The 19,732-nt window shown below is 40.8% G+C and carries 6 protein-coding genes; 1 reads left to right on the top strand and 5 read right to left on the bottom strand.

Annotated elements, in window-relative coordinates; translation table 11 throughout:
• Positions 1–20: 20 nt before the first annotated feature.
• From QM382_RS01080 to QM382_RS01070, 3 genes are all read right to left on the bottom strand, one after another.
• Positions 21–845: an alpha/beta hydrolase gene (locus tag QM382_RS01080; protein WP_414272156.1), complete on the bottom strand. Its 825-nt coding sequence runs from the start codon at positions 843–845 to the stop codon at positions 21–23.
• A 136-nt stretch (positions 846–981) separates the two neighbouring features.
• Positions 982–2,196 (bottom strand): tRNA uracil 4-sulfurtransferase ThiI, encoded by a 1,215-nt coding sequence (thiI, locus tag QM382_RS01075; protein ID WP_414272155.1) that lies wholly within the window; start codon positions 2,194–2,196, stop codon positions 982–984.
• A gap of 8 nt (positions 2,197–2,204) precedes the next feature.
• Positions 2,205–3,347: a cysteine desulfurase family protein gene (locus tag QM382_RS01070; protein WP_414272154.1), complete on the bottom strand. Its 1,143-nt coding sequence runs from the start codon at positions 3,345–3,347 to the stop codon at positions 2,205–2,207.
• Positions 3,348–3,483: 136 nt separating this feature from the next.
• On the opposite strand from QM382_RS01070, the gene QM382_RS01065 reads away from it, so the two are divergent.
• Entirely contained in the window at positions 3,484–3,885 is a 402-nt protein-coding gene (locus QM382_RS01065; RefSeq protein ID WP_414272153.1) for a DUF6556 family protein, read from the top strand.
• Between the two features lie 140 nt (positions 3,886–4,025).
• Here the strand turns inward: QM382_RS01065 and QM382_RS01060 are convergent, their stop codons facing one another.
• Complete coding sequence (locus tag QM382_RS01060; protein WP_414272152.1) at positions 4,026–12,518, bottom strand: SIALI-17 repeat-containing surface protein; 8,493 nt, start codon at positions 12,516–12,518, stop codon at positions 4,026–4,028.
• A 153-nt stretch (positions 12,519–12,671) separates the two neighbouring features.
• Positions 12,672–19,481, bottom strand: a complete 6,810-nt coding sequence (locus tag QM382_RS01055; RefSeq protein WP_414272151.1) for a SpGH101 family endo-alpha-N-acetylgalactosaminidase — start codon at positions 19,479–19,481, stop codon at positions 12,672–12,674.
• Between the last annotated feature and the right edge of the window lie 251 nt (positions 19,482–19,732).

The following is a 19,732-nucleotide window of genomic DNA, read 5'->3' as shown; positions in this document are numbered from 1 at the left end:
TCCTGTCTCCTTTATACTGATTACCAATTTTCTGCAAAAAAGCGTAAGCAAGCTGGAAGATTTTCTGCCCATGGAATTTCATGGTGGATAGCCCCGGCTTGAACCTTGAGTGAGAGATTTTCCAACTCAACTCCTCCTGCTATCAAATCATGATAATAGCGAAGAGAAGAGTCAATATAGGCCTGCTTAATATTACCAGCCATAAGGATCTTATCCGTGTCATCTGCTTCTTCCGTCCCGACATAGATAAAGACTCGTTGATCAGGTAATAGTTTTTTTCGCTCCATATAGCGATCAAAGGCCTCTTGGTGAAGCCAGTTGGCTGATGAGAACACTCCCAAGCAGCCAATCTGGTCTTGATACTCCAAGCCAATAAACTGTGTAATATTGCCACCTAGAGAAGATCCAACCATAGCAGTGTGCTTGCGATCAGACTTTGTACGATAGTTTTCATCGATAAAGGGTTTGACCACTTCCATGACAAACTCAGCGTACTCGACTCCCTTACCACCAAACTGTTGACCGGGAATATTAGACTCTTGGAATTTCCATGCCGCATACTCGTTCATACGGCCTAGGCCATCATTGTCAATAGCTACTACAATCATACGGCTGATATCTGGATTACGTTTAATGGTAGGAATGATCTTCCATGAATGACCGACATAGGATTCTTTACTGTAAAAGACATTTTGACCATCATGGAAATAGACAACCGGATAAGTTCGATCCGTGTCTTTCTCGTAGTTTTTCGGGAGGAGAACACGTACACGGCGCTCCTTGCCTGTGTATGGAACCTTGAGTTTATGCTCTCGCATTTTCAGGTAAAAGTAGGATTGATTCATTGTCAGAAAACTCTCTATATTCAAAATTTTACCTAATTATATCATAAAAATAGAAAAAAAGTCAGTTTCCGTCCAAATTTAAGACAATAAACTAACTTTTTTTTACTTATTTTATCTTTTCCTCTGGTTTTTCTGATTAAAGGAGATCATCAATCAACTCATCGACTGAATCCTTCTCAGCCTGAGGTGTGATTTCCGTAATCATGATTCCCGCTAGTGCTCTCTCAACCAAGCCTTCGACATCCATACGTGCTTCATATTGCTCCGCATTCTTAATCTTAGGATTTGTTTTTGGACGATCTGGCGCAAAAATAGTACAGCAGTCCTCAAAGGGTTGGATAGAGATTTCAAAGGTATCAATTTCTTGTGCAATATCAATGATTTCTAGTTTATCCATAGTTACAACTGGACGAATGATTGGCGTATTTGTAACAGCATTGATAGCTTGCATACTTTCAAGGGTTTGGCTAGCCACCTGACCAAGACTTTCACCATTGATGATAACCAAACCATTTCGGACCTCACGGATACGGTCTGTAATGCGCATCATAAAGCGACGAGTCAGTGTCATCAGATAGGCTTCTGGCGCTTTAGCCTTGATTTCTTCTTGAATCTCCGTGAAGGGAACCTCGATAAATTGGATATTTCCTCCGAACTTAGTCAATTTACGGGTTAAGTCCTGGGCTTTCTTGAGGGCACCTGGACTTGTGTATGGAGGGCTCGCAAAGTGAACAGCCTCGATATCCACTCCACGTTTTAGAGCTAGATAACCAGCAACAGGTGAGTCAATCCCCCCTGACAACATGAGCATCCCTTTCCCTGAAGTTCCGACAGGCAAACCACCTGCACCACGAATGGTTTCATATGAAAGGTAGGCTGCTTCTTCACGAATCTCCACCTGAAGGTTAATATCAGGATTTTTCATTTGTGCCTGCACATTTGGAATAGCTTCAAATACTGCTCCACCAAGTGTCTGATTGAGTTCTCGACTATCTAGCTCAAAGTTGTGGTCGCTACGCTTACTTGAGATTTTAAAGGTCATCCCTTCCTTGTAGATGTCCTTCATAATCTCTTGGACAGCAGACTTCAGAACTTCTACGGATTTTTCAACCTTATACACTGGAGAAAAGTTTTGAATCCCGAAAACCTGTTTGAGAGACTCAGCTACTGCTGCATAGTTGGCTCCATTAAGATAAGCATGGGCACGGTCGCGATCAGCAGTTACCTTGACTTGAGGATAGATAGATAAAACATCTGAGATATTATTACGTAGTTTATTGATGAAACGCATACGGTTTTTACCTTTGGTTGAAAGTTCCCCGTAGCGAATCATAATTTCTGAATATTGCATGAATGCTCCTATCTTACTTTTTTAGTTTGATTGTAAATTAATTTTAGCTTAGTCAAAAATTGCTCAACTTGACTCATATCATTTTCTAGATCTAGACTGAGTCGTACTGCTGACTGGGCTTTATCCTTTTCAATGCCCATGGCAATCAGGGTCCCAGCAGGTTTCCCAGCCTTGGACGAGCAAGCTGATGTTGTGGAAATGAAAATGTCATAGTCTTCAAATGCGTGAACAATGACTTCCCCACGAACTCCCTTAATCCCAAAGGTCAAAATATGGGGCGCAAAGCCTTCTTCACCTGAAAAGACAAAAATATCTGGATATTCAAGAAGAGCTTGACGGATAACTTCCTTCATCTGACTCGTTTTACTAGTAAACAAGTCTAATCTCTCCATAGCCAAACGTAGTGCTTTAGCTGTCGCTGCAATCCCTGCTACATTCTCAGTTGTGGAACGATAGTCGCGCTCCTGACCACCACCGGTTAATAGGGGTGTAATTTTCTTTCCAGACTTGATGTAGACAAAGCCAACACCACGAACTCCATGAAACTTATGACTGGAGAAGGTTGCAAAATCAACTCGGTCTGTCAAATACTTTTCTGTTGGTATTTTTGCCAAGGCCTGAACAGCATCTACATGGAAAGAAATGGTTGGTTTATCTGTTAAAAGCTCTGAAATAGCTTGGATGGGCTGGATAGAGCCAATTTCATTGTTAACTGCCATGACGGAGACCAAGGTCGTATCAGGACGAAGTAGTTTTTCTAAAGCAGCTACATCTACAAATCCCTTTTTATCTACAGGTGCAAAATCCACTTCAAAACCTTGAGTCTTAAGCCAGAGAGCTGACTCCTTGACTGCTGGGTGCTCAATGTCTGACACGATGATGTGTTTACCAAATTGCGCTTTTTCAAATGCAACTCCTTTGATAACCCAGTTATCCCCTTCAGTACCACCAGATGTAAAGTAGATTTCGTCGCTTTTCTTACCAATTAAATCCGCAATCTGCTGTCGAGAAGCTTCTAAAATTCTGGTAGACTGGTCCCCCAATCGATGGAGACTAGAAGGATTTCCAATAATTTTTGCAGCAACTTGCATATAGGTTTCAAGTGCTTCTGGATAAGGCTTGGTCGTAGCCGAATTATCAAAGTAAATCATGGTTTCTCACGCTTTCTAAAATCACTGCTTCTATTGTAACACGAAACAGTTCAGGCGACAAGAAAGGCCGTTCAGGTTTATTTAAGTTTTTTTTAAAGATTTTGGGTATAATGAATCATAGTAAAGGAGAGCTATTATGTCTAACTATCGTAGAAGATCAAAGCCTAAGACCGAACACATCAAAAAAGGATTCACTGTTTTTCAAAAAACAATCGCGACGATTGCTAGTATTCTAGGTTTGATTACGGCTAGCATCACGATTATGAATGCCTTTGATAAGGAAAAAGATAAAAAAGATACAAATCCGCAAACAACTATTATCAAGGAAGTTCAAAAGGAAGCTCCCGCTGAATCCAATACCCCTGCACAAAATCAAACTAACAATCAAGAAACAACTCAAAAAGAAGAGGTTCAAACTCCTAGCAAGAAGGAGGATACAAAATCAGATAACAATTCTCAGAAAAATGAGCAATCTGATTCTTCTTCAAACACTCCAACTACTGAAGCAGGAGTTAGCGCAAATAACGGAGCATCTTAAGCATTTTTCAATACCAACGATTACTTCGTTGGTATTTTATTTGCAGTTTTCTATACTTTCGAATCACAAAAAACCAGGAACTAGTGTCCCTGGTTTTTCTTTTTAAAACAAGCTATTCTGCATCGAATGAAGATTCGTACTTAGTCTTCTTTCCCCTTTTTGATAAAGGTTGCAGAAAGAACCAATCCAAGACTAGCTAGGAAAGCTAAACCTACTGAATCTTGCTCACCAGTTGCTGGAAGCTGAGCTTTTGCTTCAGTTGCTGGTGCATGTGGTTGTTCTTGTTTTTGGTTTGTTGAAATTTGAGCTGGCTTGTGATCCGCAATTGGTGTAGCTGGGTTTGCAACAGGCTCTTTATATTCTGGAACCTCATTCTTAGCTGCTTCAACCCAATTAACGCCACCCTTGAATTCTGGGAGCTCATTCTTGTCCGCTTCAACCCAATTAACGCCACCCTTGAATTCTGGGATTTCATGAACAGCCGCTTCTGCAGCATTAACGCCACCTGTAAATTCAGGAATTTCAACTACTGGTGGTTCTTGATCTCCCTTACTTGAAAGGACTTCAGGTTCTGGAGTTGGTTCTGGATCTGGAGTTGGTTTCGGATCTGGAGTTGGCTCTGGATCTGGGGTTGGCTTTGGATCTGGAGTTGGCTCTGGATTTGGAGTTGGCTCTGGATCTGGAGTTGGCTCTGGATTTGGGGTTGGCTCTGGATCTGGGGTTGGCTTTGGATCTGGAGTTGGCTCTGGATCTGGAGTTGGCTCTGGATTTGGAGTTGGCTCTGGATTTGGAGTTGGCTCTGGGTTCGGAGTTGGCTCTGGATCTGGAGTTGGCTCTGGATTTGGAGTTGGCTCTGGATTTGGAGTTGGCTCTGGATTTGGAGTTGGCTCTGGGTTCGGAGTTGGCTCTGGATCTGGAGTTGGTTGCTCAGGTTCTTCTGAAAGCTCTTGATAATATGTTGTCATTTCATAGAACTCTGGCTTGCCACCTTCCCAAATGAGTTTGACATCAAGTAACGGAGCCTTATCTCTCACTGCAAATGTTTGGAAGCTTGAAGTAATTGCTCCCAAATCTGTCCAAGCACCGTCTCTGTCTGTTTTCAGAGTGCGAGCAAGAACACGAGCTACCACGCCTTGAGGTAGACTAGAAACAAGTCGGATGTGGTTAGCATCTGTTGGTTCTGACAAGTGGTAAACCAGCTCACCTTGGTCTTTCTCAGCCTTATAGCTTGTCAAGACTTTGCCATCTACAAGATTGGTGTAAAGATTTCCTCGACTTTCTCCACTATTTCCTTGAACAGTTGGGTCGTTAATTGGTTTCACAAATTCGCCATCATTGATAACCAACTCAGTAAATCCAACAAAACGAGCATCGTAATTAGCAGTGAAGAGAACACGGAGATAATTAGCTTTAACTGGGCTTGCAAGTTCACCCTCAATGTAGCGATTTCCAGGCATCTTAGAATCATGTGTCCATCCATCTGTCAATGAATCATCACGCATTTCATTAGCGACACCATCACCTACTGTCACAACGTCTGTCCAAGTCTTACCGTCTTGGCTGACTTGAATCTTACCATCACGAAGATAGTTCTTCGTACCGTCTTGGATGTAGGCTCTAATCTTCTTGATTTCACGTTCACTACCAAGTTTCAAGGTAATGTGACCATCTTTACGTGCATAGTCAGAGAACTCTACAAAATTATTGTAAACACCATCAAACAACTGATCCAAATTCTTGATCTTGCGAACATCATTTGCACCATAATGGGCATCGATTCCCATAGATGTAGAATCCAGTTTAGTTGGTTGGACTTCTTTTGTCTTAACCAATAGAGATGTTGCTGTCACTGCTTGTTCTTGGTCGGTCTTATTGACCAAACGAGCATAACGTACCAAGGACTTATCAGTTACTTGGCTAGCTGGATACCATTCTTGTGCATTTGGAGAGTATTCCAAGTCAAGGGCTGGATTTCCAATACCAATAGCCTGAATGCTTTCAGCTTGGTGTAGGCGGTCTAGCTTCATACCCAAGTAGCTATGAGCTGGAAGCTTAGTGCCACTTGGAATTTGCATGTCATAACGACCGAGACTGTCATATACTGGAGTTGATTTCAAACTTTCAACATTGGTGTCTGTCATCTCGCTATTACCAGCACGTGTCTCAACTGAGAAGTCAGCGATACGCCACCATAGATTGATATTCTTGGTGTTACGAACACGGATGTAGCGAGCTGAAATTGGAGTTTCAATTTCTTTGGTTTGTTCACCAGTCAAACGATCCAATTCTTGCCATGAACTTCCATCTGTAGAATACTCAAGGACACCTTCTGCTAACTTATCTCCTGAACCTTGAACGAGACGAACCTTAGTTACAGGTTTGACTTCGCCCAAGTCTAGTTGTACCCAACCATCTACAGGAGTTGTATCCGTGCGATCAGCATTTGCAAGCATAGCTTCAGTATTATCACGACCATCTGTAATCTGAGCAACTGTCGTGTTGTACTTGTACATGAGATTTGGACTGATAGTCACTGTAGCTGTCTGTTTAGGACGACTTACTTCTACAGGACGATTAACAGCAATTTCTCGCACTGCAAACCAAGTATTTCCACGATCAGAAGTGGCAATCATTCGAACAGCTTTGGCATTGATATTGAGATTTTCAAATTTAAGAAGAGGCTCATTACCAGTGTAGCTTGGTTCTGAAAGTGTTACCCATTGATCATTTTCATTGAGATACTCAACTTTAGCATTGTTAAAGGTATCGCGTGGATTTGCTTGAGTTCCCATTGCAAATGTCAAGTTTTGGATTGGAACAGCCTTATTAAATTTCAAACCGATATAGTCACCAGTTTGGATACTGTTTGGTGATTTGATAAGGGCATGTGTTCCTAAATCTCCATCAGTAATTTCAGCAAGTCCACCTTCTACACCAGTACGATTTGTGATAAAGGTGCTAATCACTTGGTCAGGGTGCAAGGCTTTTTGAACTTCAGTTGCCAATACTTCACGAAGGCCAAGCAAGAATGGACGGATATGTTGGACACCCAACTCAGCTCTCTCATCATGGTCTACATAATGGAAAGTATAAGTTTGTGATTGTTCGTAAAGTTTCAATCCCTTGTAGTAGCTATCCCAAAGTCTAGCAGAATCATTGTTTTCAATCGCTTCTATTCCATCTAGGAAAGCACTCAAAGCATCCATTTGGTCAATCGTATTATCCAACCAGTAGTGGATTTGAGAGCGCATCTTTTCGTCACCAGACGCTTTATAAAGTTGAGCTGCTGCTTTCAGTTTTGCAAATTCTGCACGCAATTCAGCACGCTCTGCACTAACATCTTGACCTGCTTTTAGCTTAGCCATAAAGGCATCCAATTTCGGTGCAAGTTCAACAGACTCTTCTAACTTCACAACACGACCATCCATGTTTTGGTTAATCATGTGTTTACCAAGTTCACGGAAGGCAACAGATGTTTCACTATCTGTAAACTTACCAGTTTCAACAAAGTTGAAGGCGATATCGTTGACTTTCTTAGCTTCTTCTTCAGACTTCCATTGTTTCCATGCATACTGAGCTGCAGAGAAGAGGGCAATCTTAGAAGGCTCAGATTGTTGCATTGGATTCAACATGATACCTGAAAGGAGACTTGGGTCCACATTTGGATGAAGGAATTTCTCACCGCCACCCAAGATTAAGTGTTGTTTAGAGTTGTCTGTACATGGCCAGTTAATCCATAGAGATACTGGGCGGTAGGTCTTACCACCTGCAGTTAGGTTGTTCTTAAGGTTAGAAAGGAAGTTTTCTGATACTTCACCCCAAATCTTACCACCAGTAAGGGTCATTGAAGTTGAAGTCGGAAGGTTTTCATTTAGAGATCTCAATTCATCTTCACGACCATTACCCCAATACTGACCTGGAACGAAGATCATTTCCTTACGAAGGCCAACATAAGTTGCTTGTTTTTCAGTCAACCAATCAGTCATGTCCTTCATCAAGCGGTTGTAGCTATTGTAGCCACCAACTGGGCTTGGAGCATCATCAGCTAGAATACCGAACTCACGGACACCGACATCCATCAATTGAGTGAATTTAGCCTTAATCGTATCTAAATCTTGTTGATATTGTGCATCATTACCAAAACGGATACGATCGTTCATGAATGGGTGGATAGTCCAAACATAGCGAGTCTTGTTTTGGTTTCCGACACGCGCCAATTCACGGATTTCAGCTAATTTTTCTTCTGGATAAAGTTCACGCCATTTCTTGTTGTGGTATGGATCATCTTTTGGTGCAAAGAAGTATTGAGTCAACTTCAAGTCACCACCATAGCGCATGAGTTCAGCACGGTCAGCATTTGTCCAAGGGTTACCATAGTATCCTTCGATAAAGCCACGGTTCTTAATTTCAGCAAAGTCTTCAACTGTTACATTACGTAAAACTGGAGCTTCACTTTCATTAAGCATGTGTTTAAGAGTAGTCAAACCATAGAAGACAGCATCTGTATCTTTACCGACGATAGAGATTGTATTGTTCTTGATTGACAAAGCATAGGCATCAATCTTATCAAAGAGTCCTTGAGAAATACCAGAGATTTCTTTTTCAGCCTGTGAATTTTGACCATGAACACCAAGATAGATATTTGTAGCACCTGCTACTGCTGCTGAACTGCTTGTGTAAGAGATTTGATGATCTTGCAAGACACTCTTCAAGCGGTTGCGAGTATAAATATCTAACTGATTGCCCATTACAAGATTAACTTGTTTTTGAAGCTTGGTGACACCTTCACCATAAGTGACTTTTTGTGGTGTTGGGAATACCTTGTATTCTTTCTTGAGATAATCTTGACTTTGTGCTGCAGCAGCAATCGCATCATCACTAGCTGGCTTCTTAGCTACAAAACTATCAGCGAGTTCAGTTGTACCATCGCCCACTTCTTCAACTTTTGGTGGTTCTGGGGTCACTGGTTTCTCTGGAGTCACTGGTTTTTCTGGAACAACTGGTTCTTCTGTTTTACTATCAGAAAGTGGCTTAAGTAGTTGGATTTCTGCAGCACTACCAAATCCTGCGACACCTGATAGAACTTTAAATTCTACCTTGTTGGTTTCAACTGTCGCAAAATTAACAGTTTTTTCTTTGGCATTATTTTCCCAAGTTCCTGAAGCAACTTTTACCATTTGACCATCTTTTTGAGCATAGATTTCATATGAGGTCACGACTCCGTTGCCTCCACCTGGACGTGGAAGATAAGTCAAACCATTGACTTTTTCAGGAGCATTCAAATTCATTGCAACTGTATATGGAGCACGGTCTCCAGTCCATTTTGAATGCCAGAAAGTATTCGGATCATTATCGAAAGCTTTTTCTACTGGTCCTTCAGTTTCTGTTCCTGGTGTTTCCTGACTAGTTGCAGAAACACTAAAGTGATCCGTTGGGATCAAACGTGGATTTACAAATGCTTCATTGGACAACTCAGCACTATGCAAGATTCCTTGGAAGCCACCGATTGTTTCAAGTGGAAGTACCAAGGTATTGTGGGCCAAGCGAGGATGAGCTGGATTTGCAATACGTTCAACCTTTTCGCCATCTACATAAACTTCTGTCACTTGAGGTTTGGTTACAACTGAGATTTGATAACGTTTGTTCTTTTCAAGTTTCTTATTAAATTGAATATGGAATTGTTCAAATTTATAAGCGAGGTAGCCATCCTTGTCCGCAAGATAAAGTTGGTTGTCTCCACTAGTTGAGAAGACTTGCTCACCGTCTCCTGTCACTGTCACATCCAATTTCAAAACATGACTCGGACCAACATCACCAACGAGACCTTCGATGCTAGAATCTTTTTCAAAATTCAATCCTGCTTCTGTTTTCTTCACATTCTTAGCAAGATATTCTTTGATAGTTTCTGCTTTAATTGTAAAGAGGTCGCTTTCTTCTACTGTCTTATCTGGATTTGAACGTGGTGCATAGACACTTGTTGGTTGGATACGGTCAGCATAGGTCTTAGCTGCACGATCTGAACCCCAAGTGCGTTCTGCAGTTGATTGCATACTCTTGAAGAAGCGTTTAAAGATATCAAAAGAGGTAAGTCCTGTTTCATGGAGGTCGATGTTGTCATTCCAAACTGCATGACCACCACCAATGATATTTGGATTAGAGGCTTCTAAGCGTGGGCCTCTTCGAGCAGTGAAGTCATTTGGTGCCCAACCATTGTATTGCATTTCATAGTTGGCATAGTCACTGTAAGGTCCCTGACTGTTGCTACCACTTGGAACACTATAGGTTGGTACATCCAAGATATTGATAATCTTAGCACCCTTAGCAATCGCTGCCTGTGGATTTTGCCAACCAAGGCTCCAGATATCCACTTCTACACCATTCCAATCGACTGGTGTATTTCCTTGCTTAGCAGTGAGTGAACCCCAAATACGTGGTGTTAAGCCCTTGTCTTTGATGTACTGAATCATATCATGGACATAGCGTCGATAACTTTCCGGACTACCATAGTACTCATCTGTACCGATATGAACTGTTGAAACGCCACGAAGAGGTGCATTTTCACCAACCAGTAACTTGTCGTAAACAGATTTAACAAAAGCGAGAGTTTCTTCGTACTTGTTATCCAAGTCTAGCATCGCTACACGCTCTACATTATGCTTGTTAGCACTAAGTCGTCCTTGATACATCAAGTCTGGACGAACCTTGACAAAGGACAAGGCGTGACCAGGTGTGTCAATTTCAGGTACAAGGTTGATATGCAAGTCTTTAGCCAATTTGATGATCTGTTGCATTTCTTCCTTAGTATAATGCTCGTCTGATGTTAATTTTTCACCATTTTCTCCGACAACATCCGTTTCTACACGGAAACCTGTTTTGGCATTTTTAAGAACATAATCCAGTTCTTCTTTTTGACTGAGATGTTTACCTTCCACATGTTTATCTAGGAAGATATAGTTGTCATTCAAGTGCAATTGAAGATCGTTCATCTTGTAGTAAGCCATGTTAAGCATGATATCTACAAGCGTATCATAAGGAATAAACTTACGACCTGTATCTAGCATAAAGCCACGGTGGCTAAAGCTTGGGAAGTCGCGGATTTCACCGTTCTGTAAGTCTTTTTCTCCCATCTGAAGGAGAGTACGAGTTGCATAAAAGGCACCAGTATTAGTCGCTGCTTCTACTGTGATAACTCCATCTTTAATGGTGATACCATAGCCTTCTTTACCATAGCCCTTGTCTTCAACCTTTTTAAATTCAATTCGGTTTTGAGCTGATTGATCACCTGTAGCGACTTCCAAACCACGATTTTCAAGGTCAGTTTGGTAGAACTTAGCTTCCTTGTCAAATCCAGAATTCCCAACGGAAATGACAGTTTCAGAAGTAATAGAAGTTTTACCTTCAGTGCCGTACCATTGTTGAACTGCTGGGGCAACTGCAGGTTTGGTTCCCACGCCTTCATCAGCATGCAAGCCTTTAATGACAACTTCAAATTCTTTTGTGAAGGTATGGTTATCATTGGTTTGTTGGACCATCACTTTGACATGTTGTTCTGTCAGCGGTGTGTAGATTTTATTATTTAGATCGATAACACCTTGCTTATTGCTTCCAATCAAGCTAACTTGACCAGGTAATTTAGGCAATACAAGTGATTTTCCGTCTTCAGAAACCGCTATTTCTGTAACTTGGCGAATATCTGTTGGTTTGCTGGTGTCTGGAATATTTGAGTAGGCACGAATTTCTTGAATACCCACATTTTTCCATTGCATAGTACCGGCTTGATAATCTGTAATTTCAAGTTTAAGATACTTAGCTTGAACGGCTTCTTTTAAGTCAACTTTTTCATCTAGAACCGGAGTTCCTGTTCGTTGATGAGCCAACTTCCATTCTCCAGGACCTGATCCATTGACCTCGTCTTGACCTGCATAATAGAGATTCCAAGATTTGATGTTTGGATCATTTTGCTCGCCACGAACACGACGATCCCAATCGATTTCCACATGCTTGATTAAGGTTGTCTTTTCAAGCTTAAATTCGATTGTTGGTTTCACAACATCACGGTCAGTTGCCCAACGAGTATCTGGATTTCCGTCAATTGCCTTCTCAGCTGTAAATGGTGTGTTCGCTTCATGGTTTGATGCTGTCGCAGTAGCCTTTTCCAAATGATTGACATCTGGAGTTTCAACCAAATCTTTAGTAACTGGTTTTTCTGCTGGTTTAGCTACTGGTGCTGCTTCTTCTTTTGGAGTCTCAGCTGGTTTTGGTGTTGCTTCTTCTTTTGGAGTCTCAGCTGGTTTTGGTGTTGCTTCTTCCTTAGGAACTGGAGTTTCAGCTGGTTTTGGAGATACTTCTCCAGTATTTTCAGGCTGAGCTTCCGCATCAGTCGGATTCGTTTCAGTAGGATCAGTTGGTTTTGCTGATTCAGCTTTTTCAATAGCTGCTGCTATATCCGCTGGTAACTTATCCAGGGGCTGAACCTGTGTTACTGTTCCTTCTGTCTCTGCAGGTCCTTCTGTTTCGGCTGCTTGAACCATACCAGCACCAAAAATGCTAGCACCAATCATGACAGAAGCAGCGCCAATTGCAAATTTACGTATACTGTAATGACACCGTCTCTCAAAAAAATGTTTTCCCATTTTCTTTATTTCCTTTCCCACGCTTAAATTGGGTAAGCGTTATCATTTCCCTTTTAAAAAGGGAGGACCAAGAGGTCCTCTCTAGGTGTTTGTTGTTCTCCATTACAATCCGTTAGGAGTTTGAGTTTTCATAGTGTAAAACTCTATGATATTTTAATCTTCTTTTCTTTTTTCAAGAAATAGAGCAGACATTGCTACTGCAAGACCAGCTAGGAAGAGGTGTCCAGTTGCTCCTTCTCCTGTTTCAGGAAGTTTGGCCTGATCCGCTTCTTTTTGTGCTGCTTGCATAGCAGGTGTTGGTGTTAGAGCTGGTTTCTGATCAAGTTTTTCTGCAATTGGACTTGTCTGATTGTCTCCTGCACCTAATGTTTCTTTATACTCAGGAACATCATTCTTAGCTGCTTCAACCCAATTAACGCCACCTTTGAATTCTGGGAGCTCATTCTTGTCCGCTTCAACCCAATTAACGCCACCTTTGAACTCTGGGAGCTCATTCTTATCCGCTTCAACCCAATTAACGCCACCTTTGAACTCTGGAATGTCATAAACAGCCGCTTCTACAGCATTAACGCCACCCTTGAATTCTGGAATGTCATAAACAGCCACTTCTGCAGCATTAACGCCACCCTTGAATTCTGGAATTTCAACTACTGGTGGTTGCTGTTCTCCCTTACTTGATAATACTTCAGGTTCAGGAGTTGGTTTTGGATCTGGGGTTGGCTCTGGATCTGGAGTTGGTTTCGGATCTGGAGTTGGCTCTGGATCTGGAGTTGGTTTTGGATCTGGAGTTGGTTTTGGATCTGGAGTTGGTTCTGGATCTGGAGTTGGTTTTGGATCTGGAGTTGGCTCTGGATCTGGAGTTGGCTCTGGATCTGGAGTTGGCTCTGGATCTGGAGTTGGCTCTGGATCTGGAGTTGGTTTTGGATCTGGAGTTGGCTCTGGATTTGGAGTTGGCTCTGGATTTGGAGTTGGCTCTGGATTTGGAGTTGGTTTCGGATCTGGAGTTGGCTCTGGATTTGGAGTTGGTTCTTCAGTTTCTTTAATTTCTTTCAAGCCTTCTACCAATTTATTAAGTCCGTTTGGAGTTAATAAGTTATGTTCTGCAAGACCATTCTTGTACGCTTCAACAGCTGCCAAGTATTCTTTCGCATCTTGACGATCAATCTTACGAACACGTTCTACTTCAGCATTGTATGCAGCTTCATCTAATGGTTTATCATTTTCAATTGGAAGGACGAAGCGTAATTCCGCTGCTGAAATATGTCCAGGGTCACCGTATGTTTCGTTACCAGTAAAGATAGCTTTCTTCACCTTGATTGGAGCATCAAAGTTAATCACTTTTGTCTTCGCATCATTTGCCCATCCAGTAAAGTTAAAGTTATGTTCTTGTCCTTTTTCATCAATCACTGTAAGGCTACCGCTCATCACACGTCCGTTTGGACCTGAAGGACGAGGAACATATTCAAAGCGAGTTGATTCCATCGGATTATTGAACTCTACTGTTAATGGTTTTCCTAAGCTATTCACTCCATAAGGTGTATGCCATAAAGTATTTGTATTTCCATCAAATGCATACCATACATTATCTGCTTCTTCATAAGGAGCATCAAGATCATGAATATCGTCCCAATCTGGAGCGCTACGTTTCACCGCAAGTTTTTCTTTAGCCTCGTTAACGCGTTCTACAAGAGCTTTAGCATCATCCACACTAATATCATCGTCTGCTTCTAATAAAGCTGCTACAGCGTCTTTATAAGCATTTAATGAATCTTGTTTGTAGTTGCCATTTACGATTGGAGTATTCTTTTCGTATGCTTCATCGATGATCATCTTACCAGTTAACTTAATTTCTTCAATTTCAAGGTTATCTAACATAAAGTCTTTATAACCTTTGAAGTTGATTTCGTTGTTATCTGTATCTCCTTTAGTATCGGCACCACGCGCATTTGAGTAAATACCAATCCAAGTGTTTCCACCTTTTTCACCAGTAACATAGAAGCTTACTTTCTTAGGAGTTGATGAATTTTCCCAAGTGTTTTCTAAGTCGTATTTCGTTAATTTACTACGACGAGAATTTTCGCCATTACCGATAACGAATGAGTATGCTCCATTTGAACCTGCTTCATAATCGAAGGTTACTTTATAAGTCTTACCTTCTTCGAAGCGGAAGTTTTGTGGAATTGTTTGGTAAACGAGTTTGTCATTTCCTGTTAAACCGTTCGTCTTCAATGACCAATTGCCTTCGATAACATCGTTGACTTTCTTACCATTCCATCCACGTTGAGTATATGGTTCGTGTTTCTCAGATAAGTGAGTACGGTTATCTTGTACGCCTTCAACATCGCCAACTACGAATGGGAAGATACCTTGAGGCACTTCTTCAAAGTCTTGTTTGAATTTACCATTTCCTGTATCGTGTTTTTCGTTGTACATTACAGATTGATTTTCAAATACACGAATTTCATCGAAGTAAGTTGCTGCTGCATCCGCATCACGTCCAAGTTCTAATGTCACATTAGAAACATCTTCGCCTGTTGTGAAGTATACATACATGTTTTGGAAGTAACTTGTATTATCTACTGTCGCATTCTTCTTAAGTGTGTTATGCGCATGTGCTTGTACATAGTTCTTCGCGATTGATTTATTTGTGTAGTTAGAAATCACTTTATCTCCGACACGGACTGTGATATCTGCACGTGCATCGCTTCGGTTATCCACGCCTACATAAACGGCATATCTTGTATTAGGTTTCAAGTCTGTTAAGCGTTGTTTCAATGTCACACGTTCAGTGTTACCTTGAATACGTAACATTTCGTTTGCCCCTTGAGATTTCACGATTTCAGCATGTTCGCTGTCACCAGTTTTTTCCCAATGATCTAATGTTCCGCTGTTGAAACCTTGGTCATAGATGTGTAGTCCTTCACTCCATACCATTGTCTTCTTGCCTTGAGGAGCTTTGTAAAGTACATATGGTTGGTACGCATCTCCCGTAATTTGAATCTTACGGTCTGCGCCGACTGTTAATTCCACAACATCTTGTTTTCCTTGGTCTGTTAGACGATAGAGGTATACTTTATCTCCAGTCCAATCGTCTGGAAGTGTCCATTCAGTTGTTCCAGCAGTATTTGTGAAGAAGTACATCTTTTCTTTGTCGCCTGTTAAAGCTTTACCATTTTCATCCCAGTTCCATGGTACTAAGTAGCTTCCACCATTTTCGATAACACGACCGTTTAATGTTGTGACACGTTTACGGTAGTCTGGGCTGTTAGGGTCGTTTGATTGACGAACAATCTTCACTTCATCCCCATTGTCATTTGTTAAATCAACTTCCATTTCTGGAGTCCACTTGTAGTTTTGACCATTGTCGCTCATCGCAACTGGGTCACCGTTCACCCATTTAGAAACTTTGTAGTGTTGGAAAAACTTCGTCATGATGTTGTTTTCGAAGAGGTTACGAATATATCCTTCGTAGTCGCTTCGACCTTGCCATCCTTCGAAGTCTTTCATGTTATATCCACCAAGTAATGGATAGTTAGCGGCACCACCGTAGCTTGGATAATCACCAACCCATGAGTCTTTTTGGTGGTTACGGATGAATCGAGTGATGTTTGAGTTAATACCTTTCAGTGAATATCCACCGTAAGTTAAGTCAGCCGCCCAGTGTTGGAATGTTGAGTCATATTCCGCACCGAAGCCCCACTCGATAGCCATACGCCATCCTTGAGAGTTTAATTCTTTAGCAAGTATGTGAGTTGGCCAAGCAGTGTTATCTCCTGATTGTCCGTTACCCCAAACATCCACATAGATGAAGTCTAAGTCAGCACCTAGTTTTTCTCTTAATTCTTTCCAACGATCCAAACGTCCATGAGCCAAGTCATATTCTGCATCGATGTTGATACCTTGGTCTAACCAGTTCCAACCGTACATATATGTTCCGTCAGAGTTTCTACGTAAAATGGCTTCACTGAAGTATTTAGATTCAGGATATGTTTCAGAAGCGTTTACGTGAATACCGATTTTAGCTCCGTATTCTTTTGCTCTCGCTAATAATTTCTTGAAGTCTTCAACGCCACCGATTCTCTTACCGATATCTGCATAGTTTAAGTGACCTGAGTCGTGACCTTCACTACCATACCCTTTAAGTAGGATTGATTGGCCTAAACCATCTGTGTGTAAGTTAATCTTCTTAATACCATCTAATGTCATTAAGAATGGGTTTTGCGCTTGAGATGCGAAGTTCATCGCAATACGATACGCTACTAAATCTGGAACAGATTCTGCTCCTTTAGGATTGTTCATGATATTACGATAGGCAATCGCACCATCTTGCCAGTCCACAACATTATCTTTGTTTAAGTCTTTTGTGATGACTACTTTAGAACTTGGTAATTCTAATGTGTATTCTGGGAATACCAAGTTCTTATAAGCACGTTGGTACCAGTAAGGTGAGCTTTGAATACCTAAGTAGTTCACGCCTTCTACACGTTCTAACGCTGTTGTTAAACGTGCAAAGTCATTTCCTCTGTAAGTAAATTGAGAGTTACTCCAAACAGACGCTGCTAATTCGTTAGAAGAAACAAATCCATACATGAAACCGTAAGTATATTCATTCATCTTGCCTTCTTTCAAGTCTAAATGATAGTCTCCACGGTTATGTGTGTTTGTTGACATTTGAGCACCATCGAATTTCGCACCTTGTTTATTTGAACCTACAGACACTAATGTGTTTCCTGGGAATTCAATGGTTTGGATTAATTTGCGAACATTGTCGACTGGTTTACCCATTTCGACATTGTTTTTGTTCACTACTTTTGTCACATCGAAGTGCATTTCGTTGCCGACTAATTGTAATTTCACAGTGATTTCAGCGTTGATGAATTCATCATCGTTTCTTACTTTCATTACATATTCTGCAGTAGTGTCATCAATCTTACGGTATTGAACTTCTGGAGTGACTAATACACCGTTGATTGACATTTTATCTAATTTTTGAACTTGACCTGTTAACGTTTTTCCATCTAATTCATATTCTTTAACACGTGGAAACGCTGTGTCGATAATCGCTTTTAATTGTTCTGATTGTAAAGTTTCATAGTGAACATCTTGGTCATTGCGACGTAATCCATCATCCACAGCTGGAGTTTCTTCTTCAGGTTTGATGTTATCTTGGTTATCCGCTTTGATCGATACAGAAGATAATTCTGTACCGTAAGTCCCAGCTTTGAGGTAAACTTTATTCACATCAGCTAAAGCGTTCTTGACAGCTTCTGGAACGACTTCTGTGCTAAATAAATTTTGTCCATTATTTGTAGCGTTTAATTGACCGTCTTTCTTGTACACGATAGATAGATGGTTTTCTTCCCCTACATTTGGTGCTTCTACACGAGTCTTGCTATACCATGTGTTTACATTTGGTCCTTTGTATTGCCAGAACCAACCGCCCTTGTCATACCCTACAAAGATGTTGTTGTCATTATCTTTATATTTTAGATATACCCCAAAGCGAGTTTCAGCTGGAGGAGTGTTTGCCTTGAACGTTAAGTCAACGCTTACATTTCCTTCCGCATCCGCCTGTAATCCAGCTTTTTCAAATAAAGCTTCGTTTGCTCCATTGTCGTTAGCTGTTGTTGAAGTTAATTTGTTGTAGCGTACTCCGCCTTCTTCAACGACTTCAACATTCCCTTTCACACGACTTACTGAATTCCACTCTTTTTTCACTTCGGCAGTAGCGTCGCTAGTTTCTCCCGTTGCTGCTTCAGCTGGTTTGTTTTCTGCTGGTTTGTTTTCTGCTGGTTTATTGTCAGCTGGTTTTTCTTCCTGAGGTTTATCCTCTTTTGGTTTTTCTTCTTTATCTTCAACTTGTTTATCAAGAGCATCTAGACCAGCTGGTTTAGTTGTTTCAATACCCTTAATATAGTTTTGAATCCACTCTAACTGTGCAGGTGAGAAAAGAATACCACCACTACGTTTACCAGATACACCGTTTTGATGAATCCCAATTAATTTTCCATTTTCATCAAAGATTCCACCGCCACTTGCACCAGGTTCACTTCCTTGGTAGCTAATTCCACGAACGCCTTCTCCATGGTCATTAATATCTTCGACAGTAGTATTGAGGATTGGATCGAGCACTCCTTTTGGATATCCAAATACATGAACCTTATCTCCTTTCTTGATAGTTGACGGTTTATCCGCAACTTCAACTGGAGCATTTGCAAGAGGACTGCGAAGTTTGACAATGGCTAAGTCATTTTTATAACCTTTCAGGAAGCCTTCACGATCCCAGTGTTTTACATCATTTTTACTAAATTTAACGTCTGGTGCACCTTCATAAGAAACTGTATAAACATCTTTATCACTATCAATATTATCAGCTACTTTACGATTGTTCCCATCCGGAACATCCTTGATAAAGTTATGAGATACTGATAAGACAAGATTTTCTCCAATAACAATACCACTACCAGTCCCAGCTTCGCTCTTAATTTCAACTGTAGCACCGTAGTTCAATTCCCCATTTTTTGTTTTGGCAACTTCTTCTGGAACTAAACTTTTATCTTCTTTTTCCAGGTCTTCTTTTGAAGCAGTATGGCCACTGTCTTCGGCTTTATCGAGTTTTTCACGCAGATCTTTTGGAAGTTCATTTTCAGTTGCTGAAGTTGCTGCACCTTCTTTTTCTTTCTCTAGTAATTCTTCCTCAGTTTTTGGTCCTTCAGTAACTTCAGGAGAACCTTGATTTTCTCCAGCTTTCGGTGCTTCAAAATCATGCCCATTGTCATCTTTTGCATTGGCAAGAGCTGCTGCTAAATCAGCTGGCATATTTGCGGTAGATCCAGTTTGGGCTGTATCTGCTAAAACGGTACTTGTTCCAAAAAATGTCGCACCAATGACAACAGAGGCAACACCTAATGAAAATTTCCGAATACTATATTTACAACGTTTTTCAAATAACCTTTTATTCATTTGTTTTTTATTCCTTTCTGCTTAAAAAGTAAGCGTTTGCATTTACCCTTAAAAAAATAACCCCCTTTATTCTTTTCGCTTATTTTTTAAACATTTAAATATTTCTTATACCAGTTTAATATATCAAAAACCAGTTTAAAAATCAATACTTTATTAGTTAAAATTAGTAAAAGTAAAATCTAAATTCCGAACCAGACTGAAAGTTTTTTTACTACAAGAACACCTATAATCATAGGCATAAAAAAGAAATT

It is taken from the genome of Streptococcus infantis (assembly GCF_047465185.1).
Classification (GTDB): Bacteria; Bacillota; Bacilli; order Lactobacillales; family Streptococcaceae; genus Streptococcus; species Streptococcus infantis_O.
The sequence above is the reverse complement of the archived record's forward strand: the minus strand, read 5'-3'. Positions and strand labels throughout refer to the sequence as shown.

Bases quoted from the DNA above. Each gene is read 5' to 3' on its own strand.
- QM382_RS01080 (WP_414272156.1), bottom strand. From the start codon at position 845: ATGAATCAATCCTACTTTTACCTGAAAATGCGAGAGCATAAACTCAAG.
- thiI (WP_414272155.1), bottom strand. From the start codon at position 2,196: ATGCAATATTCAGAAATTATGATTCGCTACGGGGAACTTTCAACCAAA.
- QM382_RS01070 (WP_414272154.1), bottom strand. From the start codon at position 3,347: ATGATTTACTTTGATAATTCGGCTACGACCAAGCCTTATCCAGAAGCA.
- QM382_RS01065 (WP_414272153.1), top strand. From the start codon at position 3,484: ATGTCTAACTATCGTAGAAGATCAAAGCCTAAGACCGAACACATCAAA.
- QM382_RS01060 (WP_414272152.1), bottom strand. From the start codon at position 12,518: ATGGGAAAACATTTTTTTGAGAGACGGTGTCATTACAGTATACGTAAA.
- QM382_RS01055 (WP_414272151.1), bottom strand. From the start codon at position 19,481: ATGAATAAAAGGTTATTTGAAAAACGTTGTAAATATAGTATTCGGAAA.